This is a genomic window from Candidatus Nitrososphaera sp. 86-2 (assembly GCF_056726185.1).
In genome coordinates this window covers 1,562,507-1,586,909 of sequence record NZ_JBWZON010000001.1, presented here as the reverse complement: position 1 = coordinate 1,586,909, position 24,403 = coordinate 1,562,507, and the positions used below count along the sequence as shown (strand labels likewise).

Genomic DNA, 24,403 nt, shown 5'->3' with positions numbered 1-24,403 from the left:
CGCAAGACCGCTCTGGACATAGTCGGCTACTGCTATTATTATTTGCGAGCCTTTCCGAGACCAAACTCATCGTGCAGGGCGTTTACCGCGCGCTCGCAGTCGCCGTCGTTCACCACGAAAGCGAGGTTAAGCTCTGACGAGCCCTGTGCTATCATGATGACGTTGATGCTGCGCTTGGCCACTGCGCCAAAAACCTTCGCCGCCACGCCCTTTATCCCGCGCATACCCGAGCCCACCACCGCGATTACGGCAACGTCGTCGCTCACGTTCACCTGCTTTATCACCTTGCCAAGCAGGTTCAGCTCCAGCGTGGTAGTCGCTTTGTCAAGGTCGCTCTTGCGCAAGACCATCGAGATGCTCGACTCCGACGGGCTCTGTGAAATCATCATGATGTTCACTCTGTTTTTTGCAAGCGTGTCGAAAATCTTGGCCGCTGTGCCGGGCGCGCCCACCATGCCGCCTCCGCTCACGTCGATGAGCGCGGTGTGACGTATTGCGCTCACCGATTTCACTATCTTTTGCGAGTCGCGGCTTGGGTTCTGAGTGATTACCGTGCCGGAGTGCTTTACGTTGAACGTATTGCGTATGCGTATCGGTATCTTGGTGTCCATCACGGGCTCTAGCGCCCTAGGGTGCATGTACTTGGCACCAAAGAGCGCCATCTCCATTGCCTCTGCGAACGAGACCTCTTTTAGCACCTGCGCGCCCTTTACTATCTTGGGGTCGGCAGTCATCAGGCCGTCGACATCGCTCCACAACCACACCTCATCTGCGCCGACGCTTGCCGCGACTATGGTCGCCGTATAGTCAGAGCCCCCGCGCCCTATGGTGGTCGTGTTGCCGTGCTGGTCTGCGCCGATAAAGCCTGTTATAACCGGCACCGCCCCGCGCCTTGTTATTGGACCGAGCCTGTGGTTGACGCGCAGTTTTGTGGTGTCCATGAGAGGGCGCGCCTCGCCAAAGTTAGAATCTGTCACGATGCCTGCCTCCTTGCCAGTGAGGTATTCCGAGTCGACGCCAATGTCTCTGAGCGCGTACGCGACTATCGGGGCCGATAGGCGCTCGCCAAACGACATCAGGTAGTCAAGCGACTTGGGCGTCACTTCGCCTAGAAGGACGATGCCTCCAAGCACGTCCTCCAGCTCGCCTATTGTCTTTTTCACATCCGCAAGCGCGTCTTCCCTCAATTTCTTGTCGGATATGGCGCCGTTTGCAATGTCGGCGTGGATCTTTGACGATTTTTTCACGAAATCCTCGATTGAAGTGCGGTCGCCCCGCCTGACGCTGTCCGCAATCGACAGCAGGCCGTCGGTCATGCCCCTGACCGCAGAAACGACGCAAACGATGTCGTTGCCCGGCTTGTGAGATGATTTTATCAGCTGCGCCACGTGCCGGACCTTGTCTGGCGAGTCGACCGCCGTCCCGCCAAACTTCATCACGATTATCAAAAATGTCTCAGTCCTGCACGCGGGGCGCCAGATAGAAATGTATGCGGCCGACGTTTGCTATCTTGAATTCCAGCCTGAGGGGCATCTTTGTCGAATATTCTGCAGCGACAGAGCCTCCCATGGCAATGACCGCCTTTGTTATCTTGCTGAGGTAGTCGAGGCTGTACGTCGCCTTGCTGTCCTCCTTGACTGCAAGCTCCTCAAGCCCCTCGTTCCCTGCTTCCAGAGTCACGCTTGCCTCGCCCGAGTCGCCCTTGCCTGCAAAGTTTATCCTGCCAGACTTGCTCTCAAGCGAGATAAACTCCGACACTACCTGCACGTCAGAGAGAACCTTGTCAAAGGCCACTGCCGAGAGCACCGCCTTTGAGTTAAAGTTGAGCTTTGGCAATGGAGTTGAACTCGCAGAGCTCTCGATGAGCCGGGTCTTGTACTCGCGCTTGTAGCCGTTCTGCATCCTCACGTGCAGCATGCTGTCGTCGCCCAGCAGTATCTCGACAGTGTCCTTCTTGTCCGCCCTTTTGACTAGCTTTGAGAACTCGTCGACGCGGATCCCAAACTTTACTGCGCTGTCGCACTCGTACTTTTCAAATGCCGCGGCAGGCCAAAAGATGTCGATGAGCGCGATGTGGGATGGGTCCATCCCGCGAAAAGAGATGCCTTCAGCTGTCGCTTCAAACGTGGCCTCGTCAACCAGCGTCGATATTGCGGACGCGACGGCCTTCCACTCCTCGGGAGACTTTGTCTTGGCTACAAACACCAAATTACAGTATGTGGCAGCCTATACCGATTTTAAACATTGCTATCATGCATCCAATCTTGGATACAAAAGATCTTGCTGGCTTTTTTAGAGCAAGGCCATAGATCTGCAAGCGTGCTTGCAAATGTTACAGCCTCCTCCAACTCTTAAATACGATGATATCGATAATTATGTTGTCAGGTTATTGGACGATCCTTTCGCTGTGGATGTCGTGCGTGGCAGTCCAACAGCAGCCGAGACTGCAAGAAGCAGCATTAGTAGTAGCAGAATGTCAGAGGGCCTGAAGGCGGGCCAGAGGATAGCCAAGATTTCCGTCATAACGCTGGTCGCAATAGGCATAGTAGAGCTTGCGATGGGGCGGATAAGCGGTAGCATCGTCGCAACGGCAGACGGCATCGACTCGCTTTCCGACGCAATGATCTCACTCATCGTCTTTGTCGGGCTGTACCTGGCAACACGGCCTGCTAACAAAAAGTTCCCCTTTGGCTATTACAAGGTTGAAAGTTTTGCCGCGCTAATCGCCGCAATAGGAATGATCGCAATAGGCGCATTCATACTGTTCCATTCGTACGAGTCGCTGGTGGACCCGCGCCCAATAGAGCAGCCTGTGCTGACAATGATAGTCCTGGCAGCCGCCGGCGCAATATCTCTACATAGGGCGCTCCAGATGAGAAAGATAGCGCGGAAGTACGACCTGCTCTCGCTAAAGACGGACGCCAAGAACTCTATAAAGGACGGCTCGGCGTCGATAATCGGTTTTTTCAGCGTGCTGGTCGCCTCGCAATTTGGGTTCCTGCAAATGGACGCAATAGGCGGTATGATAATAGCAGGATACATATTCTCTGTCGCGTATTTCTCGCTGAGGCAGTCGTCACTCACCCTAGTCGACGCATGGCAGAACCCTGGGACGTCTGACAACGTCAAGCAGCTTATCGAGGCCAAGTTTCAGGCAGAGCCTGTGAGGGTCAGGTCGGTGTTTCTGCGGCCGACTGGCATGATGGCGCATGCAGAAGTGCACATTGAAGTGGATGGGGACAAAAAGCTGGCAGATTTCGAATCGCTGTCCGTCCAGATTCAGAGCCTCATCCGTTCTAGGTTCCGGCTGATTGACAGGATATCCGTGATACCGCATCCGATATCCTTTGGTGGACAAAAGAAAAAGACTGCCATCTAGAAGCATATAACCACCAGAAAGCCTTTAACAAATGAACAACATCTTCTTTTCATCACCGTGAAGTTTCTTTTCGTGTCGCCAGAGGCCCTGAGCCTCGACCTTGCATACAGAATAGTGCAGGAAGGACACGAGGTGAAATTCTGCGTCCAGAGCGAGACTGAAAAGGACGTGGGCGACGGCTTTGTGGAAAAAGCCGACAAATGGGAGGACCATGTTTCCTGGGCAGACATCATTGTGTTTGACGACATTGGCTTTGGCAGGGCCGCAGACAAATTGCGCGCGGAGGGCAAGAAGGTTGTGGGCGGAAGCGCCTACACCGACAGGCTAGAGAGCGACAGGGAGTTTGGCCAGAACGAACTTGCCCGTGCCGGCGTCTCGATACTCCAGGGCCGGACGTTTTCAGACTTTGAGGAGGCAATAAAATTCGTGCAGGCCAACCCGTCGCGGTACGTGATAAAGCCAAGCGGCAAGGCGCAGAACGAAAAAGAGCTTTTGTTCGTGGGGCAGGAAGCCGACGGAAACGACGTGATAAACGTCCTTGCGCACTACAAGAAGCATTGGTCGAGCAAGATACGGATATTTCAGATTCAGCAGTTTGCCTCCGGAGTGGAGGTCGCAGTCGGCGCGTTTTTCAACGGCAAGGATTTCGTCAAGCCGGTGAACGTGAACTTTGAGCACAAGAGACTGTTTCCCGGCGACATCGGACCCAGTACGGGCGAGATGGGCACACTGGTTTTCTGGACGTGCCAGAGCAAGGTATTTGCGCTGACCCTTGAAAAGATGAAGCAGCAGCTGGCCGCGTCCAGCTATGTCGGCTACATCGACATAAACTGCATCGCAAACGGGACTGCCATCTACCCGCTAGAGTTCACGTCGCGCTTTGGCTACCCGACCATATCAATACACATGGAAGGCGTGACGGGAGAGTGGGGCAAATTCCTTTATTCAATTGCAAACGGGGAACAAGTCGCGTTGGAAGCAAAGAAGGGATTCCAGATCGGTGTGGTGATAGCCGTGCCGCCGTTTCCATTCACGGACGACAAGACGTTCCGCAAGTTCTCCGAGGACGCGACTGTGCTGTTCAAAAGTCCGGACATGGCCGGCGTGCACCTCGGAGAGATAAAGAAGGACGGAAGCGACTGGCGCATCGCAGGGCGTTCAGGATATGCGCTCGTAGTAACGGGGTCTGGCATAACTACGGAAGAGGCGCGCAGGCAGGCGTACGGCAGGGTTGCAAACATCATGATACCAAACATGTTTTATCGCACAGACATTGGAGCAAAATGGATAGAGGACAGCGACCTGCTCCTTTCGCTCGGTTACCTCTAGGCGAGCGCGCTGATCCCGTCGTTCGTGACTACCATCGTTATCGTTGACCGGATGTCGTCTATCTTGCGCAGTTTTGAAGAGATTATCTCCTTGACCCTATCCGGATCGGGGGCCTCTATCTTGACCAGAATGTCGTAAACCCCACGTACCTTGTAAACCTCCTTCACGCCGTCTATCTTGCGCAGCTCTTCTGCGACTCGGCCGTCGCTTCCAAGGCTGGTGTTAACGAGAACAATGACCTTGCGCACAGTTATTCTAGCGCAGTCCCAAGATTTAAACTCCCTCTGCGAATCTTGAAACCGATTCTACGTCCGTATAACCAAAACGCGCTTTTCCATTTCTGGGGTAGAGACTTGTACCTGAATGTGCCACTATAATCTGCTATCTATCTGTGTTATATGCAATTGTTACACGCCTTTTTTCAAATGCACGGCAAGAAAGCAATGGCAGCAACACTGTTGGTATTGGGCTTGTCACTGGCCGCAATTTTTGCAGCGGCGCCGGCGTACGCCCAGTCCGGCGCCAGCGGCTCTGTACAGTCGCAGGTGTCGTATAGGACATCGTACCAGCAGCAAGCGTCAGCAAGCTCTGGCAGCTCTGTCACAGTCCAGACGGAACACCACCTGTACAGGCCCGGCGAAACCGTCAGGGTGACAGGAGCCGTCTCTGAAGAGGCAAGGCAGCAGGCCAAGTCAGACACGGTGCTAGTGAGCACGACGGACGCAAGCGGAAGCGTGGTCGCACAGCAGGAGGCCACGGTGGACAGCAGTAGCGGCCAGTACAGCACTACAATCCAGCTCCCGGCAAGCGCCAAGGCAGGAAACTATACCGCCGGCTCCAAGGTCCAAGTGAACGCAAGCGTCCTTGGGCTTCTGAGCGCGGACATTGTGGCAAAACTAGAGTCGTCAGGCAGCTTTGTGGTTGCAAGCGAGTCTCAGTTTGAGGCCAAGGCTACCACAGGCGAGCAGTTCAACGTCGGCATTGCAAGCAGCTCCAACGTCAGCAACTTCCAGTTCAGCCAGGAGCAAAAGGCAGTCAAGTTCACCGTGGAGGGCCAGACAGGCACCACGGGCGTGACGCATGTGACCGTACCAAAAGCAATGCTGAGCGGAAACATGATGGTGATGGTGGACGGACAGGTGGTTACTCCTGACTCAAACAACGTCATCGTAACGTCAAACACGAGTACAGAGACGACGTTTGAGCTCAACTACCACCACAGCCAGCACGAGGTGACGGTGACGGGCACAAGCGTGGTGCCAGAGTTCCCGGTGTCGATGCTTGCAATGGCAGCGGCTCTTGGCTCAGTCTCTGTTCTTGCAGCGCTTTGGGGACGCATCGGCCTGTAGGCCGTCTCTCTATTTTTTTGACGAAAACCTTTCATTGTCGCATTGTCTTGGCTGATGGCTACCTGAATCGCTCAAGTATCCTTGCCCGCAGGCTTTCTTCCAAGGGGCTTTTGTCAATTCCTGCCACTGCTTCGTAAACTTTTCTGCCTTTGACTCCTTTCCTGACTATCAACTTGTGATCCACGCTCAGGTCCTTTTCAATGGTGACGAGGCCAATGTTGTTGTCTGAAATTATCAGGGGCGACAGCGGGGAGCCTGCAGTCCTTACTATTGCCCGCGCCTCGATCCAATCGACGCGCTGAGCTCTGGCGTCATTATTGTCGTTGCTGTCGTTGCCTATTACTGTGCGGCCCGTGCGGACTATTCGCTTGAAGGGGAACAACTGGCGAATCCGCCCCAGTATGTCGCTGATAAACGCGATTTTGACCAGACTCGTCGTCTTTAATGCGCTACTGGTCAATTGTGTCACGCTGATAGTCGCCACATCTTTTGGGCCTTTTTGCGGCGAAAATGCAATAGCAGCCCTTGTGGTAAACCCAAAGTGGACGTCGCCGGACATGATGATGCAGTGCCGCGGTGCAAACTCCTGCGCCAAAAACGAAAGAAATCTTGTGCGGCCTTTGGTGTTTGCGTACCACGTCTCTAGGTCAAGCGCATAGATGCTGGTGGCCATTGCCACTGCTTTTTGCAGCGCCTCAAACAGGTAAAAGCCAAGGACCGGGACGGCAGACACTATGATGAGCGGATCGCCTTTTTTGTATCCGGCAAGCTGCGCCGCTCTGGAGATTGCCATCAGGCCGTCTTGGCCTATCAGTTGCGGCGGCCCCTTGAAGCTGTCATAGTGCCTCTGCGTCCTGCTGTCTGCAAAGATTGCCAGCGGCTTTGTCGGCGCGCTGAATGTCCAACCGTGGAAATTCAATAGCGAGTCCTCAAACGACGTCTTTTCTTCTGCCGTTGCGTTGCCTTTTTTTTCAAGGTAGCTGGCAATCCTTGCTATAAAATCCGGGTCGTACAGCGAAGGGTCGTTGCCCCATCCCTGAAAAGCCCAATAAGCCAAAAGCGCGTTGGAGATGACTTGCTTGCCACACTTGCTGTATTTTGCGTTGTCGTGCCATTCTCTGGTGATGTTCCAGTCGTCAGTCACGTCATGGTCGTCAAAGATCATGTATGTGGGGGTGTTTGCCATGACCCTCCGCACTGCGGCAAGGTCCCTGCGTGTTTCTTCTAGCCGCCTTGACTGGTCGCGGTATTTGCCCTGTTCGCTATTTGGAACGGACGCAACATCATGAAACTCGTCCGGCCAGTTTTCGGCATTCCATGCCAGAAGGTACATTGCGGCAAATTCGCCAAAAGCAAGCAGGTGGTTCCCTGCATGGCCAGAAGTAAATCCCGCGTGTTCCTTTACCACCTTTTGCCGCGTTCCCGGCGCAATGTCTGATATCCACTTGTCGACGCCCTCTATGCGCTCCTGCCATCCAAGGAGCGCGATGCCAAATTCTGTCAGGTAGCGCGCAAGAGGGGCCGCCACGTCATCGGCGTATATCTGGTCGCCGGTGAGAAAGAGGGCGCTTGGTCTCTTGCCAAGATTTGCAAATGACGCCGATATCACTTCATCAGCCGCGGCAAGGCAGTCTTCGCCCTTGCCGTGCAGCTTTCTGCACGACCCGTGTATGAGGTTCAGGGAACCTCCGTCTCCCTTTATGAAAAAGGTCGGAAGCGGGCTGTATTGCAGGTATGCTATGCTGCCTGCAAGGCCAAAATCTGCCAACCTCTTGCCGGCGGCAGCAACTCTGCCATTGCCATCATCCTCCTCCTCTTCTGTTTCTCCGGTGAAAATTTCAAGATCATATGCCAGCAGCGTATCAGTGGGAAACAGGCCGGCAGCTTTTTGTTGTTCAGATCTGGGGCGTGCAATTACAAGAGCCACATGCAGGCATTCTCCCAGTTGGATGGACTTGGTGATCCCCGACCCAATCGCCAGAGGCTTATTTGTGTCCTGCTTTTGCAAGTCCGAGAATAGGAAAACTTGTGCCTTTACGGTTACGGGCTTGCTGCAGGCAACCCAGATGCACACCTGGCTGGCATCCGCTCTTCGCAGAATCGGGCCAAGCAGAATTGTCCGGGCATCCAGCCAGTGGTTTAGATCCTGCAAAATCGCATAACCCTGAAAAAGATTGACGCCATGCAATTTAAGCGCCGTAGATTAATCTTCTATGCGCGCCGCAGCAGGCACTTGAAAACGTGAAAAACTTTTTGGCCTCATCTAATTCACGCGGTCATGCTTGCGAAACGCTCCATAATAGGCCAGCGTGACTATGGCCAGGGCAATCAGGTACCAGTTTGGTATCACGAAACTTCCGAGATCTATTGCGCCTATGTGCATCGAAGTCCAGTCACTGAATTGCATAAGCTTGCCTCCCTTGGGGTCGTCTGCGAGGGGCACGAGCCACCTGTTGACAAACCACGCAAAGTCCTCGATAAGGATGGCTGCTATCAGGTTTGCAATTCCCAGGAGTAGCGCCTTTCTCCTCTTGTGCTTGCCCAAGAGTTTGAAGGCCATGTCGTCCCACAGCGCGACAAAACTGATGAGGATGAATATGAAGAGCATGGGAAAGAGGTGGTATTGGTACATGTTGCCGATGATGGGCCTAGTTTCCCTGCTGGCGGAACTTGCGGTCGTCTCTTCGACCTTGCCGTTTGAGAGCTGGAGTGCAGGGTCCTTGATGTAATAGTACTCAAGGTGTGCAAAGCTGATGGCAAAGACAGCGCAGATCACCGCGGTGGCGATAAATTCGACCTTCCTTGATCCTAAATGCGCCAGAATGTGCTCACGGTAAGTCAGGCCAGAATGATCTTCTCCTTCCTTGTCCTTGCGTTTCGATTTAGAGGAGCCTATGGATATTGTAGGGAGATGCGCTGGATAAAAGAGTTAAGTGGACTATTATATTATTCCTAGACGCAAAAAGCCACAAAGAACCGCGCACACACGCACATGCAGCATCTTTGCGTATCTACTCTGCTATTGCCGGCCCTTTGTGCTGGCTATTATCGTAGTTGTCGTGCATGTCATGCCCGGCAGCGTCCTTATCTTGACTATGGTATCGCGCAGGGTTTCCTCTGACTTGGCATCTACCTTTACGACGATGTCGTTATCCCCGACGTCTCGTACACGGCCGCGACGTTGGCCATGTTCTCAAGTTCGCTCTTGGCAGCCTGTACGAGCTTGGGGTCGCAGTTGAGGAACACGAATGCAGACGTCATCTGCGGTGCCTACTGCTTTTCTGCCCTGAGCAGGGAGTGGGTCAGCACTGCTGCCGAAACTACAAGCGACGCGATAAATATTGCAAGAGCCATGTCCATCGGTTGTTTTCCCTCCTTCTCCTTATCCCCGTCCTGCTTCCTGGAACTCTGCGTATATGTCAGGGTACTGCTTGACAAGCTCTATGTTCAGCTCTAGCACGTTGACGTAGTTGGGGGCAAAAGCTACGAGGTTTGCCGACCTGTTTCTCTCAATGTTGAGTTCTATCATCGTAATGAGGTAGTTCTCCGGTATTCCTGTGGCCTGGTTCACGCCCTTTGCTTGCGAATAGGCGTCATCCGGGGTTATGTGGGGGTCGACTCCTGATACCGTCTCTCCTGCGGGCCGGGGATGGAAAAACTTGGGTGATGAAAATTCCTGCGCGATTAGCCGTGACCCAACCTCTTTTCCATTCAATTCCACGATGCTCCCATTTGCCTTGAACGGAAGCACACTCTGCCCTATAGCGACCAGCGAAAGCGGGTATGCCACCCCTGTTACGACTAGCATCAGCACGACCACCTTGATTGCGGGCTTGAGCGTTCCTGGTTTTATTTCCATATTATTTCTCTATCTTCTCCTATTATTTCATAAACATGGACAGCAGGATGTCTATCCCCTTGATGGCTGCAAACGGCAGTATTGCGCCCCCCATGCCATAGATGAACATGTTTCTTACGAACGTCTTTTGCGGAGGCTCGGGCTTGAACCGCGTCCCCTTTAGCGCCAGCGGTATCAAAAGCGGTATGATGATTGCGTTGAATATCAGAGTCGATAGCACCGCCGTCTCGTCGCTGTGCAATTGCATAATGTTTAGCGCCTGCATCTTAGGGTTGCTCTCCATGAACATCGCCGGCAATAGCGCAAAGTATTTTGCCACGTCGTTGGCGATGCTGAACGTGGTTATGGCGCCTCTGGTCATGAGGAGCTGCTTGCCGAGCTTGACCACCTTCAGTATCTTTGACGGGTCAGAGTCAAGGTCAACCATGTTTGCCGCCTCTTTGGCGGCAGCGGTGCCGCTGTTCATCGCAAGACCCACGTCTGCCTTGGCAAGCGCCGGCGCGTCGTTGGTGCCATCGCCCACCATGCCTATGACATGGCCCCTGCCCTGCTCCTCTTCTACCTTTCTCAATTTGTCCGTGGGCTTGGCCTCTGCTATCACCTGATCAACATCGGCTTCTCGCGCAATAACCTCCGCGGTCAGCTTGTTGTCCCCTGTTATCATGACCGTGCTTATACCCGTCGCCCTGACTTCATCGAGCTTTTGCCGAATGTTCTCCTTGAGGTTGTCCTTTAGCGCGACGAGCCCAATTGCAGTCCTGTCAATGATAACAATGAGGGGCGTGCCGCCTGTCTTTGACACTTCCTGAGACTTCCATTTCAGCTCGGCTTCGTTGAGGTTGTCGGCCATCGGGAGCATGGCGTCTATGGAGCCTTTCAGGATCCTTGCATTACTGTTGGAGCGGGTGATCTCTCGCAGCATCGCCGCGACCTTGCAGCTGCTGTTATTGCTCACCGGGCCATTGAACGACTTGACTGCCTCCATCTCCTCAAGGGTCGCCCTCTTGCTCGGGATGAGCTCTATCCCGCTGTACCTGGTTTCTGCGCTGAACTCTATCGGCCTTGCGGTGATTATCTTTTCCAAAAGCGGCGGCACGAAATTCTTGGCTTCTGCAAGGTCCACCGTGGACTTGCCCTCGTGGGTGGTGTCGTGTATGGACGCCGCAAACGCCGCCTGGCCAATGTCCTCTTCAGTAAAGCCCTGCATCGGCATGAACGCTACTGCGCTCCTGCTCCCCTCGGTGATGGTGCCAGTCTTGTCAAGCACTAGCACGTCGCAGTCGCCAGCCGCTTCTATCCCCTTGCCGGATTTTGCGATAATGTTGTCACGCCCAAGCCTCGTTATCCCGGCGACTCCGATCGCGGGTAGCAGTGCCCCGATAGTGGTGGGCATCAGCGCCACCAAGAGCGCCACGAGCGTGGCAATGTCCACAGGGTACCCGAGAAAGCGGGCAAAGAACAGCAGGGTGCCTATGACCATGATGAATATGATTGACAGACCTGCAAGGAGTATCGCCAGCGCGATCTCGTTCTTTGTCTTGGGCCTTGTCGCGCTCTCTATCAGGCCGACCATCTGGTCTAGAAAACTGCGCCCCATCTCTGCAGTGATTTCAACCAGCAGCTTGTCGCTTGCGACCCTCGTCCCTCCAATCACCCGGTCGCCCTTTTCCTTAAAGACTGGATTTGATTCGCCTGTCATCATTGATTCGTCGACGAACGCCTTTCCTTCATTGACGAGGCCGTCCCTGGGTATGACCTCGCCTGCGTGGACCACGACCTCGTCACCCGGCTTTAGGCTGGTCGAGGTGACTATCGCCTCCTTGCCGTTTACCAGCTTGCGCGCCGGAACCTCTTTCTCAAGGCTCCTAAGCGAATCAACCCTTGCCCTTGCCTGGGCTTCCGAGAGCGACTCTGAAAACGTCGCAAACCACACCGTGAGTACGAGAATTACTGCGATCTCTATGTAGAACGTCCTGCTCTGGTTCACGTATTCCCTTGACATGTCGGGGAATACCGCAATAGCCAGGACCAACAAGAACCCGACCTCGACTGCAAACATCACTGGGCTGTTTCTGGCCAGATAGTACGGGCTCATTTTTGTGAAGGAGCCGAGGATCACCCTGCCGCTTTTTAGCGCGGATTCTTTTTTTCCGCGCTCTTTTTTCTGGACATTGTTATTTTTGCTCATCATAATCATCATTCAACTCCCCATTGAAAACGGCCCTATCGCAAGGAACGGGAAGAACGTCAGCGCAGTGAGCAAAAACGTCATGATGACCAGCACGGCTATGAACAGAGGCCCCTGCGTCTTGATGGGCTCGATGACCTCCTTTCTGTCCTTGACGGTAAACGAGCCTGCTATTGCAAGCATCAGGCCAATCGGGACGTACCTGCCAAGCAGCATCACGATTCCTGTCGAATAGTTCCAGAACGGCGTGTTGGCAGACGTGCCGAAATAGTCCGAGCCGTTGTTTGCCGCGGCAGACGTGTATTCGTAGAGCGTCTGAGTGTATCCTGTGGCCGTGACGGTCTGCTGTTGCTCGTGCGTTCCAAGCATTGCCTGCGCGTCCCCGCTCACAAGCGATATCGCGGTCGGGATGAGTATCAGCGCAGGATGTATCAGAAATATGAACACCGCCAGCTTGATGTCACGCGCGCTTATCTTCATGCTCAGATACTCTGGCGTCTTGCCCACCATCAGGCCGACTATGAACAGCGTCAAGACGACATAGACTATCATAGTCATCATGCCCGTGCCGTCGGCGCCGGGTATAGCCTGTACGAACATGCCGAGAAAGAGGCCGGTGACCGCGCCCGGGGACATGCCCGAAAGGGAGGACGCGACTGCGCCCGTGTTTGTGGCCAATGACGCTGTGTTGAACAGCACGCTTCCAAAATTGCCGACCCTAGTTTCAAGGAGCGCCGGCCCACTTGCCTGCACAAGCGCTATCCCGAACATCACTCCAAACCCTACAAGCATCGCTATCAGTATTGACACTCCCCTTCCCTTTCCTACCAGCTTGGCGAACGCGATTGGAAACGAGAGCGGTATCACAAGCATCAGAAACGTCTCAAACATGTTTGAAAGCCCGCTAGGGTTTTCAAACGGGTGCGCGGAATTGGCAGCGAAATAGCCGCCTCCGTTGCTTCCAAGCTGCTTTATGGACTCCAATGACGCCACCGGGCCCATGACCATCGTCTGCTGGCTGCCCTCCAGCGTGCCTACTGTCGCCGACGGGGCCAAGGTCTGCGGGACTCCAAGGAACATCAAGAGCAGTGCAGAGACAAACGCCACGGGGAGCAAAAGCGTCACGATGACGCGGATAAAGTCGACGTAAAAGTTGCCCAGGCCGAAATTCTTCCTGATAAACGCCCGGATGAAAGCAAACGCGGCGGAAATGCCGGACGCTGGCGCGACGAACATTATGAAAGTAATCACGACCATCTGCGACAGCACCGAAAGCTGCTGGTCGCCTGCATAGTGCTGGAGGTCGGTGTTTGTGATAAAAGATGCCGCCGTGTGGAAGGCAAGGTCCGGGCTAAAGCCTTTCAAACCCTGCGACGCCGGCAGTACGCCTTGGGCCATCAACATGACGAACACAAATCCAGCCACAATGGCGTTGGTCACTACAAGGGCAAGGAGGTATTCCTTCCAGCCCATCTGCTGGTCCTTGTCAATTCCTACCATCCTGTAAAACCCGTTTTCCACCCTTGCCAGCGTCTTTTCCAGCGGCCTGCTCTCGTACGTTATCATCCTTGCCATGTACGTCCCAAATAGCACCGCCATCGTAACGGCGCTTCCAAGCAGTACTGCTAGCTGCACAACTGGTTCTGCCAAACTACTATTACTGCCCCCTCGTCTGGCACAGAAGATGAAAGTCCAGATCTGACAGCAAAGAAATCCTGAACAATTAGATCGTCTAAAGCGCATCAACGACGTTGAATATTAAAGGGTTGTGAAAACAAAATTGTAGAAGACCTTTATCTTTAGTCTTTATTTTTGCAAGAAATTATATGGCCAAAAGCTCGTGCTGATGGAGGACTGTTATCTTTTGAGCTCGGATTTTCAAAAAGGCACTTTTGCCGGGCAGTTTTTTGCCTACGTGCTTATAAAGCGTCACGCTCGACCTCTGTGCATCCGTCTGGCGGCACCATATTTTCAATTTTCGTACGACAATACGAGACAAATTCCATGATTCTTGACGGTTTTGATGAGGCTGACAATACCTGCAACTTTCAATGGATTTAGTTTAATTCTGGCCCAAAATCTGGAAGCGGGTTCAATTGGAAATTGCAAATTGCCATTTATTTCAACACAATGTACAGCAAACAAAAATCCTGCTGACCTCTTCTTGTATGCAAAAAATATTTTCTACAAACCCTGATAAGCAGCGTACGTTCTGTGTAAACAGAAATGTACTAGAACCTGATTCTATCGAAAAGAAGAATTTGCTTAAACAGGGAAAAACCTACGAGTAGTTGCGCCAAGTATGGTTGCATTTGGTGCATCTGAAAAACTGGGTCGTAGCCTCGTCGGCCGACCTCGTCTGGAGCATCCACCACACCGCCGTGTTGTTGTCGCAGGTCGGGCATTGGATGGTTATCGTGGGCAGGTCCTGCTGCTTGTCGTCGTCCATGACCTTGAGTGACGCGTTCCTGCCGGTGACCTGCTTGACCTCAGTCACGCTCTTGCCGTCAGAGGCGCCTTTTTTCGCCTTGAATCCGCACTTTGGGCAGACGACATCGTCGCCTGACGGCTTTAACCTAGTCTGGCATTCTGGGCAAAAACGCACTGTAAACCACCTGTGCTACTTTAGCGCCGCCTTGACTAGGCCGGCAAGTTCTTTAGAGTAGTCTGCAGCCGAGACAGCTGCATCCTGAATGACTTCAACAGGATCTTTTCTCTTTGTCGCGACCCTCATCTTGAAATCCTTCGTGAGAGGGTGCTGGAGCATCACTCCTGCGAAATCCACGCTTTTTTCCTTCAAGAGCTCGTGCTGGACGATGTAGAGGATAGAGATGTCCTCCTCGCGCACCTTCAGCTCAAGTTCATTGTCCTTAAAATCACTGACCTCTGCAAGCATGACGCAACAGAGACAACTACTTATTGAGGATATAAATGATACCATGGCGGACATTGTCGAGCTACATCAGCGGCGCAACTCTTGAAAAATCCCAAGACACGGTCAAGGCTGACCAGCCGCTCACGCTGAGCCTCAGCTTCAAAATAGACGGGGCTATCCGCGAGGCGTTTTCGCAAAAGAACTGGGAAAGGGCGTACAACAAGCACGACAACGGCTTCCGCATGACAATAGAAGTGGACATAAAGTCGGGCAGAAAGGTCGTCATGCCCCTAAAATTCGTAAGAAAGGCCGCGCTGTTTTGGACCAGAAACCCCAAGATCCCACACAGGATATGGGTCTCTGTAGTCAAAGATGATACACCGTTTTACCCGCTCTCCGAGGAGGAGGCCAAGTCGCTCCTGTTTGACGTCCACAAGGTGATAGAGCTGTCGGGAACCGAGCTTGCGTCAGGTGCCCACCGGCTGTCTGCCGATGTCCGCGTGCACTGGGGCAAGCACGAATACACCGAGCCGGTGGAAATATCGGCCAAGTCGAACGAAGTCGAACTGCGCGCCGTTGCCTGAAATTCTCAGCGTAGCAGATTTCATTACATTGTTGCTGCAAGCAGCCAATGTTTATTAGTTGGTTTGGTCATTAATCGTTAGGTTACTAACTAATGCAAAAGAACATTCAGGCTAACCTTGGATTGACTATTAAAAACGCTGTTATTGTGATGCAAAAGGCGTTTGATTTCGATCTCCAAAAGAACGTGGGGATCAACTGGAGCCAGGCAAAAGTGATCATGATGCTTGCGCAAAAGGACGGAATGGCCCAGAAAGAAATTGCAGACGGAATCTGCATCGAGGCCCCGACACTCGTCCCGATAATAGACAGGATGGAGCGCGAGGGGCTGGTCGAAAGGAGGCAGGACGAAGCCGACCGGAGGAACAACAGGGTATACCTCACTGACAGATCGCGGTCGCTCCAGAATGCAATAGATGAGAGCATAGCGCGGGTAAGAAAGGTGGCGTACAGGGGCGTAACAAAAGATGAACTGGAAACCACCACACAGGTCCTAGAAACTATAACCAAAAACGCCTCTAACTATCTAGAGTTGCGGGCCGCCGCAACAGTAGAAGGGATTCAAAAAACAAGATAGTAGCGTGATTTTTCATGGAAAAAGAAAAAAGCCAAAACCCAGACAAGATCCCACTTTCCGCGTGGAAGACGCTTGCGATCCTCAGCTCCATCGCCACGATGGTGATGTACGTCGAGACGATGCTCGTGCCGTCGCTTCCGCACATCATGCGCGAGTTCTTGCTTCCCTACAGCATCTCGCCGTGGATATTGACTACCTACCTGATAGCCGGCGCGGTGATGACGCCGATTGCCAGCAGCCTTGCCAACCTGCACGGCAAGAAAAAGGTGCTTCTGTACATAATGCTTGTCTATGCCGCAGGCGTGGTTTTCGGCGGGGTCACAAACGACTTTTACAGCTTTATCGTGGCGAGGGGAATGCAGGGAGTGGGCATGGCGATGTTCCCGCTTGCATTTAGCATAATAAGAGAGCAGTTCCCTAGGAGCCGGCTTGCCATAGGGCAGGGCATAATCACGTCCATGTTTGCAAGCGGGTCGATACTGGGCCTGCTCGTAGGAGCAGGGATTGCAGAGGCGTTTGGATGGAGGATGACGTTCCTTTCAATAGTGCCCATCACGGGCCTCTTGCTCATTGTCATCATGAGGTCAATACAAGAGGGCCAGGTCCACCCGCAGTGGCGGCAGCAGCAACAACAGCAAGGCAGCGCCGAGCAGGCCGGCGGACCCAAGCCATCGCTTGACATCTATGGCGCAATCGCGCTTGCCGTGGTGATAACGTCGTTCCTGCTCCTCCTCACATACATCCGGCCGGACGCCGGTGCCGGAGGCAACAATAGTAGCAGCATGCCGACGCTGCTCGCGGTATCCGGAATCTGCGCCGCGTCGCTTGTGGCGCTCGTGCTCATAGAGCGCAAGGCCAAAAACCCTGTTGTAGACTATCGCCTCTTCAAGAACAAGACTTTGCTCTTTGGAAATGTCATGATAGTAGTCATCGGCTTTTCGATGTTCATGGTGTTCCAGACTATCCCGATACTTGCGGAAAGCCCCAAGCCGATAGGCTTTGGCGCAAACGTCACAGAGGCGGCAACCATACAACTTCCATTTGCGGTGATCCTGCTGATATTTGGGCCGACCTCCGGGTTTATCGTGTCAAAGATGGGCTCGATACGCCCAGCGATAATCGGGAGCGCAGTCAACGTCCTTGGCTTTGTACTGCTTGCTACGTTCCACTCGATTCCCTGGATGGTGTCCATAAGCCTTGCGATAATCTCCACGGGGCTGTCGCTTGGCAGCGTGGGCATCATGAACATCATACTGCTGAGCACGCCGCAGCGCCAGATGGTGTCGTCCCTAGGCAACACCACGCTGTTTAGGATAATCGGAAGCTCTGTCGGGCCTGCCGTGGCCGGGGTGCTGATGCAGACCCACCTTATAGCCACAAACGGGGTTTCCGGCACGTTCCCCGCGCCAGAGACCTACACGATGATATTTGTCGGCGCCGCGGCCATGGCGGTTCTGTCGGTGGTGATATCGGTGCTCTTGAGAAAAGAACTGCCGGTTTCGCTGCGCGCCGCATGACAAAGATCCGTGTGGATTTATAAGATTAAAGCACGAACATTGCCTCATATGATGCAAAGTGAGGTTCCCGGCAGGGACGCGGAGCTTGGCATTGCGCTGCCAAACGGCAGGATAAGGTGCACGGCGTGTGCCCGCTATTGCGAGATACCTGAGGGCAAGACCGGCCTCTGCGGCATCCGGGGAGTTGCCAACAACAGACTGCGGCTGTTCGTGTACGGCAGGGTGATAGCAGGCAACGTCGACCCGATAGAGAAAAAACCAGTCACCCACTACCAGCCGGGCTCGTCGATATTTTCTATCGCGACGACCGGCTGTAACTGGCTTTGCGCATACTGTCAGAACTATGACATTTCGCAGCGGCGCAAGATAGAGGGAACAGAAATGACGCCGGAGCAGGTCGCGCAAGCCGCAGAGATGCACGGCGCGCAGGGAATAGCCTACACGTACAACGAGCCATCGATATTCATCGAGTTTGCCCGCGACTGCGGGATTGAAGCGCACAAGCGAGGGATATTCAACATCTTTGTGTCAAACGGCTACGACACGCCCGAATCCGTGAACGAGATGTCCAAGTTCCTCGACTGTATCACAGTCGATTTCAAGGGTTCCGGAAAGCAAGAGTTTGTCCGAAGGTACATCGGAATTCCAAGTGCAGACCCGATATTTCAGACGCTAAAAGAGATAAAGCACAAGACGAAAATCCACGTCGAAATAACGGACCTGATAGTGCCAAGGGTGGGCGACGACCTGGAGCAGGCAAAAAAACTGTGCAGGTTTGTACATGACGAGCTTGGGCCTGACACGCCCGTGCACTTTTTGCGCTTCCACCCTGACTACAAGATGATGGAATTCGGGCCGACGCCGGTAGAGACGCTTGAAAAACACTATGCAGTCGCAAAGAGCGAGGGCATAAAATACGCGTACCTTGGAAACGTGCCGGGGCATCCCCTTGAGGACACGTACTGCCCCGGCTGCAACGCCGTCGCAATAGGGCGCTATGGTTTTTACATTGACGAATGGAACCTTGATTCTGACAACCGCTGCAAATCCTGCGACTACCAACTGCCAATAGTGGGTAGCCTGCACAAGCAAAAGCGGCGCTTCCAGTTCGTATAGGTTAAAATTGCACTTGCCGCCCGCAGACTGCGGGGTCGTTGTCTAGCTTGGTTAGGATGCCAGCCTTGGGCGCTGGAGGTCGCTGGTTCGAATCCGGCCGACCCCATCATCTTTCTTGTTGTTAAAGGTAACTGGATAACCATCGAATATGCAAGATATTTTCTATCTTGACCGTTGATCGATTGATTCGCTCGCATACAAAATATTTGATTATAAAACATAACAATCTAATGCATTTACAAAATCTTGCGTTCTAATACTATTTTGAATAGAAATATGAGTAGTTATGTGCACAATACTTAATAGAAAATCTCACGAGCTGCTCTAGAGGCAAAACATGCGCCGGAGCCAAGACAGCGTCAAAATGCCAAATTCTGTCCGTGCCATAGAAATCGCCCTGGGCGTAATCACCTTGGTGCTTGCAGGGCTCGTACTGGCGGCGCCTGCGTTTGCAGCCGTACTTGTGATCTTCTTCTTTCCATAGCGCTGATGTTTGCAGGAATTGAAGGAATCCTAGTCGGGGCAGGGGGAAGAGGGCTTTCAGGAGGCCAGCGTGCTTTTCGCCTGATTGCAGGAGTCATCGCAGTCGGGTTGTCGATAGCGGTACTTGCTTTTCCAGCCTTTGGATTGTTGAGTTCGGTCGTACTGCTTTCCCTGGGGTTGCTTGTTCTGGGCGCTTCAGGAATTGCAAAAGGCGTGACCGATAGACGTATGCCATCCTGGGCAAGGGCCCTGTATGTCGGAGTGGGCGTGCTGACTGTTGCTCTTTCCGTGGCGGTGATCACGCTTCCAATGTTTGGATTAACGGTCCTGTACTCTCTCATGGCTATCACCCTGATAATAAACGGGGCAGCGTACATCTTGGCAGGCATAACAGGCATTGCGTACGTGCCTATGGGACAGCTGTTTGGCGCCGGGCATGGCAACAACAGGAAAACATGGGAATCCGATGCCGCATGACGCGATGCAGAGAAATGGGTAGCGCGCGGTCAAAATGCCAAGTGGCGACACGCTTTGCTGCCGCTGGTACAAGCTTTTTTTCTCTTGCTAGCCGGATTCAGAGTGCCCTTCGTGCACCTCTGGGCCATGCCCCCTTCTTGCCCTTGTGGCAAACAGCACCCCGACGAGGAACACAAAGATGCCTATGGTGATGGCGTACGTGCTCATTGCGTCAGCCATGCTGTTATGTCAGGCGAATGTCGAAGATAAAGTTGTCGATGGCTGCGAGTTTCAAGCGGCGGCATAGCGTCCGCTATTTTGCGATAAAATGAAAAAGAAAAGGAAAAAGGGGGGAGGTTTAGTCCCACTTGCTCCACGCGGCCATCCATCTGTATGTCCACGTGTTTAGTTTCGCACCCAACGCAGTCATGGGCACCGTTAGCACTGCACCAGCTCCAGATCCTAGAGCGACAGGCGAGTTGTAGAACTTACCTACCTGAGGTTCTATCGGAGTCATGTATGCTGGCAGCGTCGGTCTCGGATACTTGAAGGCTATCTCAAGTGGGTCTCTCACGAGCAACAGGTTGACCATGTTGAACAGCGGGAAGGATAGGCCAACCAGCGTGCCGCCAATGATGATGACAGCGTGCTTGTTGCGTCTTGTAGCCCAGTACGTGAGGTCCAACAGCATTGCCGATGGGATCCACACTGGCACCACGATGAAGTCGTATGGGTAGCCAAGTGCAAACCATGCACCCTTTGCGACCCATGTGTAGATAGTCATGATTGTGGCGTAGTATGTGGCCGTGCCCGGAACGCCAGTGAACAACATGTAGTATACCGCACCCACGGCGAGCATCGTCGACTGTGATACGGAGAACACCACGAATGATGTCCACTGCCAGTCTGTGTAGAATATGTAGTCTCCTGCGTTGATAGTTAGCAGCGTGCTGTTGACAGCAACCACCACTATGAACAGGTAGTGCGTTGTACGTCTAAGCCAGACCATTGGAAACCATGACAGAATGCTTGTATTTAAGATTTTGCATTACCAAAAATCTGGTGCGAAATCCGCACCTACGCCTCAATTTGTAGAAAGCATGACCTGGGTAAAGCTTGCTGTACGTGGATAATGAAAAAGAAAAAGAGAAAAAAGGCTTTTGTTAAGCCCTTACCGTCTTCTCGCCCGTGATCTTCATGATGAAGAAGAATCCGAGGGACTCGATTACGGTCAGAACGGACAGCGCATATAGTCCGCTAGGCAACGGATATGCCCATGGGTAGACTGTGACGCCTACGTAAACACCGCCCGCAGTTGCAGCCCAGCACAGCGCAAAGCCCAGAATGTAAACTGCCTTCATGTTTTCGACTCTGCGGCCGATCATGCGTTCGATGTCGTCACGGCTCTCGCCGCCACCGCCTCCACCGCTACCGCCCTTACGTCCACCACCACTTCCATATCCCTTTGGTAGAGTCATTCTGCTATAGAAATAGGGTATGCCTTTTTAAATTTTGCTGTTCGCAAGTATGGCATAGGGCGGCCTGCGCGGATTTCGTATGTAGAGAAAAAAGGAAAAAGAGGGGGAGAAATGTTTGGCTAGAGAGCGTTTCTTCCGCCAAACATGCTTCCCAAGTTGATGCCCTTGAACCTCGTCACGGCTATGATGGCCGCTACTGCTATTGCAGCGATTATCATGGCACTTACCGGGAACTCGGGCACGACGACTACGCCAAAGTCAGCTTCTTCCGTGAACGCGCCTGTGGTGACTCCGCTTACTGAGTGGATGACCACGCTGATGTTAACCGGACCCGCATTGCTCATCTTGACCGTCTGGGTTCCTGTCGAAGTTTGGCCGCTAAAGGCGTTCTTTTTGTCATAGATGATCGTTCCGTTCTTTTCTGTCACGGTAAAGTCGTAGCTGACATTCTGAAGCTTTTGCCCATTGTTGTCTGCAAAGCCGACGGTAAATGTCGTGGTGCCGTTTGGCTGGATTTCAGCCGGGTTCCAGCTCAGAGTCACGTCAAAGGTTCCTCTTTGTGTAGTCTGCTGAAGCGGAGGCTTTGGAATCTCTTCGACTGACTTTGGAACTGGCGGCTGGCCCATACCTGTGGCAAGCAATTCGAACTTGAACTGGATGGGTGCCTGACCTGATGCTACCTCGACAAATGTCTCTGCCTTGACTGGGTACGGGAACTCGTTTTCTATCCATATCTTGTTGTCTACTCCCTTGTGCCATCCTACCACGGTAGTGTCAAAGGTGCCTGCCGGCACAGTGACCTGCTGCTGCCCTTGCGGCCTGAGCTCTTCTCCGCCTATTGCGGCGATCTTGCCCCATGAACCTGCTTTGAGCGAGAGAGGCTGGGATACTGGCGAGAATGCTTCGAGCCATTGGAGCGAGCGCTGGTAACCTCCTATGAACGGTCTCAGGTCATCAGGTACTTGTGACCCGCCGCCGAGGGACGCAAGGTTATCGCCAAGCCTCAATGTCCCGTTGTAGACGTTGCCTTGGTATTCAACAAACGTCGGCGCTACCCACGCACCGCGATCGTCCTTTTGCTTGAAATAGATTGTGATGTCAAACGGTGCGTCATTGTTGGTGTCATACTCTTGTACCCTGTATTTTACATACATGTCCTGTTTGGCGCCTTCGCCTACGTACCAGAGGTCGTCGGCCGCGTAAGCGCTCTTGACGCTCATAACACTGGCCAGGACTCCGAAAACCAGTACAGCAGCTATCGCCGAGAAGGCGAAATACCTGGACTCCATTACAAAGGAAGTAAAATTTGCAACCTGATAAATGTTTATTTTCCGTCTCCGGTCAGCCGCTTTGCGGCGATAAATAAATAAGTGGATCACTTCAACCCACATGCAGCAACAAAATGTGCAAATGCGCCAAGGTCACGTTCTATGAGGTAGAGTTCAAGCTTTCGGGGCTCAAGGTCATCCCGACGCACAAGAATTGTGGCGAGGGATTGAACGACGATCAATTCAACTCGTTCGAGAAAGAGCTCGTCAAGTACTGGGGCTTTGAGCAAAAATAGTAGTAGTAGTAGCTTATATTTGAAGTTCTGTCACTGTTTAAATGCTCCAACGGCTGCCATTGGTTCATATACGCCAACTTTATTAATGCCGGAGCAAATTCCGTCCTTGGTGGTTTAGATTGACCAAAATGTACAGCGTAACCATTGAAACGACAGGTGTAGATGCAGCCGAAGCCAAGGACTGGGCAAACGAGCTCGCAAACGTGTACGCCGATATGGCAGTTTCGGACGTAAACGTCTCTGGCAACAAGATCTCATTCAAGGCTGGCATGACCGGCATGGATGACACCGAGCCAGACGACATCAAGATGAAGCTTGATGAATACGTCACGATGCATGAGGCATTCAGCGTCAAGAAAATGGACATCCGCTAGGCCGTAGGCCATTTCCGGCCTTTTTTCTTGTTTTCATTCTCTATCGATACTTACAAATCATAACCGATTGTTACTAACGCAGAAATAGAAATTTTGTAAAGGTTGGGGGTAATCAACACATGACTTGCAAGGGTATATGCATCCGTCACAAGGCTCAAAAGCCGGTAGGCTCGGGCAGGTACGCCAGCGGGCAAAAGAGGTGCCAGATCTGCGAGATATTCATCAAGTGGGATGGCCTTTGGTGCCCGTGCTGCGGGTACAGGCTCCGTACAAAGCCGAGGAACCTAAAGTACAAGGCAAAGCTGCGCGCCAAGGCCGCCAAGATGGTCGAGGCGCCGCCAGTCCTTACTGTTAAAAGAAAGTAGCACCCGTAGTCTTTAGGCCCCTTTTTGCGGCCAAGGACAGGCTTTTCTGTAGCCTCTCCAGCTGCTGCTCATCGCCAGATAGGTCCATGGCAATCTGGACAAGCTTGGCGTAGCGCCTGAAAAACACGTCGTTTCTTGCAGCCAGGTTTTCCGCTGCGACCCTGCCTGTGTAGTAGTAGCAGTCGGCGAGCATACTCTTTTCCAGCAGGTGCTCTACCTTGGTGCGCACAAGCTCTCTATCATAGTCTCTGGATTTCAGCTCCAGCATTGCCTCAGTCGACCTTGCTATGGCTGGTCTCGTGGCCCGCTCTATTCCGATACACTCTAGCGCGGCCTGGACGCCGTCTGCCACATCGGCGGGCAGGTCGGCCTGCCTTGCCTGTGCAAGCTCGTGCAAGGGCATTGGCCGCGCGCCGAAAACCGCAAGGGTGCCGGCTACAAGGTGGTACGACGCCATTTTGAGCCACATCGCCCCTGCTACCTGCTGCTCCTTTCTGGCAAGCTTGAACCTCTGTTGGCAGAAAAGTGAGCTTACTAGAGCCTTTCTGCCGGACGCAAAAAGGGCTTTTCTGAATCTGTCTTCTGTTATGCCCTTGAGGGTTGATGAGGTGGAAAATTCTTTTGAATCTCTGATTATTGTCATGCCTCTCAAGGCGACAAGGTGGTCCCTTGGCAGGCTAATGTGCACCAGTTCCACGATGTGGTCGCCGACCTTCTCAAGTCGGTTTTCACCCTGCCCAAACACGGCGATATCGTACTCGCAGCAATCGTGAGACATTTCACCGGCGGCCCTGCAGCCCACTAGGCCCGCAGGATGGGGCAGCTCTGCAACATAGTCCCTGACTGCCTTGGGCACCAACACCATGCCAAGGGCCGGCGGAAGCATTAAAGCTTATACGGGCGACAGGCTGA

At 53.1% G+C, this 24,403-nt stretch carries 28 protein-coding genes and 1 tRNA gene; 12 read left to right on the top strand and 17 right to left on the bottom strand.

Annotation, left to right across the window (positions count from 1 at the left end):
- Positions 1-38 precede the first annotated feature (38 nt).
- Together ACYOR7_RS09590 and pcn are read right to left on the bottom strand one after the other, a co-directional pair.
- Positions 39-1,436 carry an aspartate kinase gene (locus tag ACYOR7_RS09590; RefSeq protein WP_479914465.1) on the bottom strand — a complete coding sequence of 466 codons (1,398 nt, stop codon included), beginning with the start codon at positions 1,434-1,436 and terminating at the stop codon, positions 39-41.
- Positions 1,437-1,455: 19 nt separating this feature from the next.
- On the bottom strand, positions 1,456-2,205 hold the full coding sequence (pcn, locus tag ACYOR7_RS09585) for a proliferating cell nuclear antigen (pcna) (protein ID WP_294807817.1): 750 nt from the start codon (positions 2,203-2,205) through the stop codon (positions 1,456-1,458).
- 184 nt (positions 2,206-2,389) lie between these two features.
- Between pcn and ACYOR7_RS09580 the strand changes: the two genes are divergently transcribed.
- The gene (locus ACYOR7_RS09580; protein ID WP_479913729.1) at positions 2,390-3,379 is read left to right on the top strand and encodes a cation diffusion facilitator family transporter; all 990 of its coding nucleotides are present in this window, start codon (positions 2,390-2,392) and stop codon (positions 3,377-3,379) included.
- Positions 3,380-3,436: 57 nt separating this feature from the next.
- Positions 3,437-4,708 (top strand): phosphoribosylamine--glycine ligase, encoded by a 1,272-nt coding sequence (locus ACYOR7_RS09575; RefSeq protein ID WP_479913728.1) that lies wholly within the window; start codon positions 3,437-3,439, stop codon positions 4,706-4,708.
- On the opposite strand, the gene ACYOR7_RS09570 is transcribed toward ACYOR7_RS09575, so the two are convergent.
- Positions 4,705-4,956, bottom strand: a complete 252-nt coding sequence (locus ACYOR7_RS09570; RefSeq protein WP_294807809.1) for an Lrp/AsnC ligand binding domain-containing protein — start codon at positions 4,954-4,956, stop codon at positions 4,705-4,707. The genes ACYOR7_RS09575 and ACYOR7_RS09570 overlap by 4 nt on opposite strands.
- Positions 4,957-5,133: 177 nt before the next feature.
- On the opposite strand from ACYOR7_RS09570, the gene ACYOR7_RS09565 reads away from it, so the two are divergent.
- Positions 5,134-6,057 (top strand): MG2 domain-containing protein, encoded by a 924-nt coding sequence (locus ACYOR7_RS09565; protein WP_479913727.1) that lies wholly within the window; start codon positions 5,134-5,136, stop codon positions 6,055-6,057.
- Positions 6,058-6,115: 58 nt separating this feature from the next.
- Here the strand turns inward: ACYOR7_RS09565 and ACYOR7_RS09560 are convergent, their stop codons facing one another.
- From ACYOR7_RS09560 to ACYOR7_RS09520, 9 genes are all read right to left on the bottom strand, one after another.
- Positions 6,116-7,984: a metallophosphoesterase family protein gene (locus ACYOR7_RS09560; RefSeq protein WP_479913726.1), complete on the bottom strand. Its 1,869-nt coding sequence runs from the start codon at positions 7,982-7,984 to the stop codon at positions 6,116-6,118.
- Positions 7,985-8,320: 336 nt separating this feature from the next.
- On the bottom strand, positions 8,321-8,833 hold the full coding sequence (locus ACYOR7_RS09555; protein ID WP_479913725.1) for a hypothetical protein: 513 nt from the start codon (positions 8,831-8,833) through the stop codon (positions 8,321-8,323).
- Positions 8,834-9,076: 243 nt separating this feature from the next.
- Entirely contained in the window at positions 9,077-9,166 is a 90-nt protein-coding gene (locus tag ACYOR7_RS09550) for a hypothetical protein (RefSeq protein ID WP_479914464.1), read from the bottom strand.
- 26 nt (positions 9,167-9,192) lie between these two features.
- Positions 9,193-9,318 (bottom strand): hypothetical protein, encoded by a 126-nt coding sequence (locus tag ACYOR7_RS09545; protein WP_294806948.1) that lies wholly within the window; start codon positions 9,316-9,318, stop codon positions 9,193-9,195.
- A gap of 121 nt (positions 9,319-9,439) precedes the next feature.
- Entirely contained in the window at positions 9,440-9,916 is a 477-nt protein-coding gene (locus ACYOR7_RS09540) for a potassium-transporting ATPase subunit C (RefSeq protein WP_294806950.1), read from the bottom strand.
- A 22-nt stretch (positions 9,917-9,938) separates the two neighbouring features.
- Positions 9,939-12,107 carry an HAD-IC family P-type ATPase gene (locus tag ACYOR7_RS09535; RefSeq protein WP_479913724.1) on the bottom strand — a complete coding sequence of 723 codons (2,169 nt, stop codon included), beginning with the start codon at positions 12,105-12,107 and terminating at the stop codon, positions 9,939-9,941.
- 9 nt (positions 12,108-12,116) lie between these two features.
- The gene (gene kdpA / locus ACYOR7_RS09530; RefSeq protein WP_294806956.1) at positions 12,117-13,754 is read right to left on the bottom strand and encodes a potassium-transporting ATPase subunit KdpA; all 1,638 of its coding nucleotides are present in this window, start codon (positions 13,752-13,754) and stop codon (positions 12,117-12,119) included.
- Positions 13,755-14,385: 631 nt separating this feature from the next.
- The gene (locus ACYOR7_RS09525; protein ID WP_294806959.1) at positions 14,386-14,709 is read right to left on the bottom strand and encodes a transcription factor S; all 324 of its coding nucleotides are present in this window, start codon (positions 14,707-14,709) and stop codon (positions 14,386-14,388) included.
- Between the two features lie 15 nt (positions 14,710-14,724).
- Positions 14,725-15,000 (bottom strand): RpoL/Rpb11 RNA polymerase subunit family protein, encoded by a 276-nt coding sequence (locus ACYOR7_RS09520; RefSeq protein WP_294806962.1) that lies wholly within the window; start codon positions 14,998-15,000, stop codon positions 14,725-14,727.
- 53 nt (positions 15,001-15,053) lie between these two features.
- Between ACYOR7_RS09520 and ACYOR7_RS09515 the strand changes: the two genes are divergently transcribed.
- The 6 genes from ACYOR7_RS09515 (at position 15,054) to ACYOR7_RS09490 (ending at position 19,731) form a co-directional block, all read left to right on the top strand.
- Positions 15,054-15,563 (top strand): hypothetical protein, encoded by a 510-nt coding sequence (locus ACYOR7_RS09515; RefSeq protein ID WP_479913723.1) that lies wholly within the window; start codon positions 15,054-15,056, stop codon positions 15,561-15,563.
- 122 nt (positions 15,564-15,685) lie between these two features.
- Positions 15,686-16,138, top strand: coding sequence for a MarR family winged helix-turn-helix transcriptional regulator (locus ACYOR7_RS09510; RefSeq protein ID WP_479913722.1), 453 nt, complete (start codon positions 15,686-15,688; stop codon positions 16,136-16,138).
- 14 nt (positions 16,139-16,152) lie between these two features.
- Complete coding sequence (locus ACYOR7_RS09505; protein WP_294806971.1) at positions 16,153-17,655, top strand: MFS transporter; 1,503 nt, start codon at positions 16,153-16,155, stop codon at positions 17,653-17,655.
- A gap of 48 nt (positions 17,656-17,703) precedes the next feature.
- Positions 17,704-18,771 carry an AmmeMemoRadiSam system radical SAM enzyme gene (amrS, locus tag ACYOR7_RS09500; protein WP_294806974.1) on the top strand — a complete coding sequence of 356 codons (1,068 nt, stop codon included), beginning with the start codon at positions 17,704-17,706 and terminating at the stop codon, positions 18,769-18,771.
- Positions 18,772-18,802: 31 nt separating this feature from the next.
- Positions 18,803-18,877: transfer RNA gene (locus tag ACYOR7_RS09495), tRNA-Pro, on the top strand.
- Between the two features lie 383 nt (positions 18,878-19,260).
- Entirely contained in the window at positions 19,261-19,731 is a 471-nt protein-coding gene (locus tag ACYOR7_RS09490) for a DUF308 domain-containing protein (RefSeq protein WP_294807844.1), read from the top strand.
- 87 nt (positions 19,732-19,818) lie between these two features.
- Here ACYOR7_RS09490 and ACYOR7_RS09485 read toward each other — a convergent pair whose 3' ends face one another.
- The 4 genes from ACYOR7_RS09485 to ACYOR7_RS09470 form a co-directional block, all read right to left on the bottom strand.
- Positions 19,819-19,950 (bottom strand): hypothetical protein, encoded by a 132-nt coding sequence (locus ACYOR7_RS09485; protein ID WP_294807846.1) that lies wholly within the window; start codon positions 19,948-19,950, stop codon positions 19,819-19,821.
- A gap of 118 nt (positions 19,951-20,068) precedes the next feature.
- Complete coding sequence (locus ACYOR7_RS09480) at positions 20,069-20,719, bottom strand: ammonia monooxygenase family protein (protein WP_479913721.1); 651 nt, start codon at positions 20,717-20,719, stop codon at positions 20,069-20,071.
- A gap of 154 nt (positions 20,720-20,873) precedes the next feature.
- The gene (locus tag ACYOR7_RS09475; protein ID WP_294807851.1) at positions 20,874-21,188 is read right to left on the bottom strand and encodes a hypothetical protein; all 315 of its coding nucleotides are present in this window, start codon (positions 21,186-21,188) and stop codon (positions 20,874-20,876) included.
- A 119-nt stretch (positions 21,189-21,307) separates the two neighbouring features.
- Positions 21,308-22,408 carry a hypothetical protein gene (locus tag ACYOR7_RS09470; protein ID WP_294807853.1) on the bottom strand — a complete coding sequence of 367 codons (1,101 nt, stop codon included), beginning with the start codon at positions 22,406-22,408 and terminating at the stop codon, positions 21,308-21,310.
- A 182-nt stretch (positions 22,409-22,590) separates the two neighbouring features.
- Between ACYOR7_RS09470 and ACYOR7_RS09465 the strand changes: the two genes are divergently transcribed.
- The 3 genes from ACYOR7_RS09465 to ACYOR7_RS09455 all read left to right on the top strand — a co-directional run bounded on the left by ACYOR7_RS09465 (position 22,591) and on the right by ACYOR7_RS09455 (position 23,491).
- Complete coding sequence (locus ACYOR7_RS09465; protein ID WP_294807856.1) at positions 22,591-22,752, top strand: hypothetical protein; 162 nt, start codon at positions 22,591-22,593, stop codon at positions 22,750-22,752.
- Between the two features lie 119 nt (positions 22,753-22,871).
- Positions 22,872-23,126, top strand: a complete 255-nt coding sequence (locus tag ACYOR7_RS09460) for a hypothetical protein (protein WP_479913720.1) — start codon at positions 22,872-22,874, stop codon at positions 23,124-23,126.
- A 119-nt stretch (positions 23,127-23,245) separates the two neighbouring features.
- A complete protein-coding gene (locus ACYOR7_RS09455; protein WP_294807861.1) occupies positions 23,246-23,491 on the top strand; it encodes a hypothetical protein in 246 nt (81 codons plus the stop codon).
- On the opposite strand, the gene ACYOR7_RS09450 is transcribed toward ACYOR7_RS09455, so the two are convergent.
- Entirely contained in the window at positions 23,478-24,377 is a 900-nt protein-coding gene (locus ACYOR7_RS09450; protein WP_479913719.1) for a hypothetical protein, read from the bottom strand. The genes ACYOR7_RS09455 and ACYOR7_RS09450 overlap by 14 nt on opposite strands.
- Between the last annotated feature and the right edge of the window lie 26 nt (positions 24,378-24,403).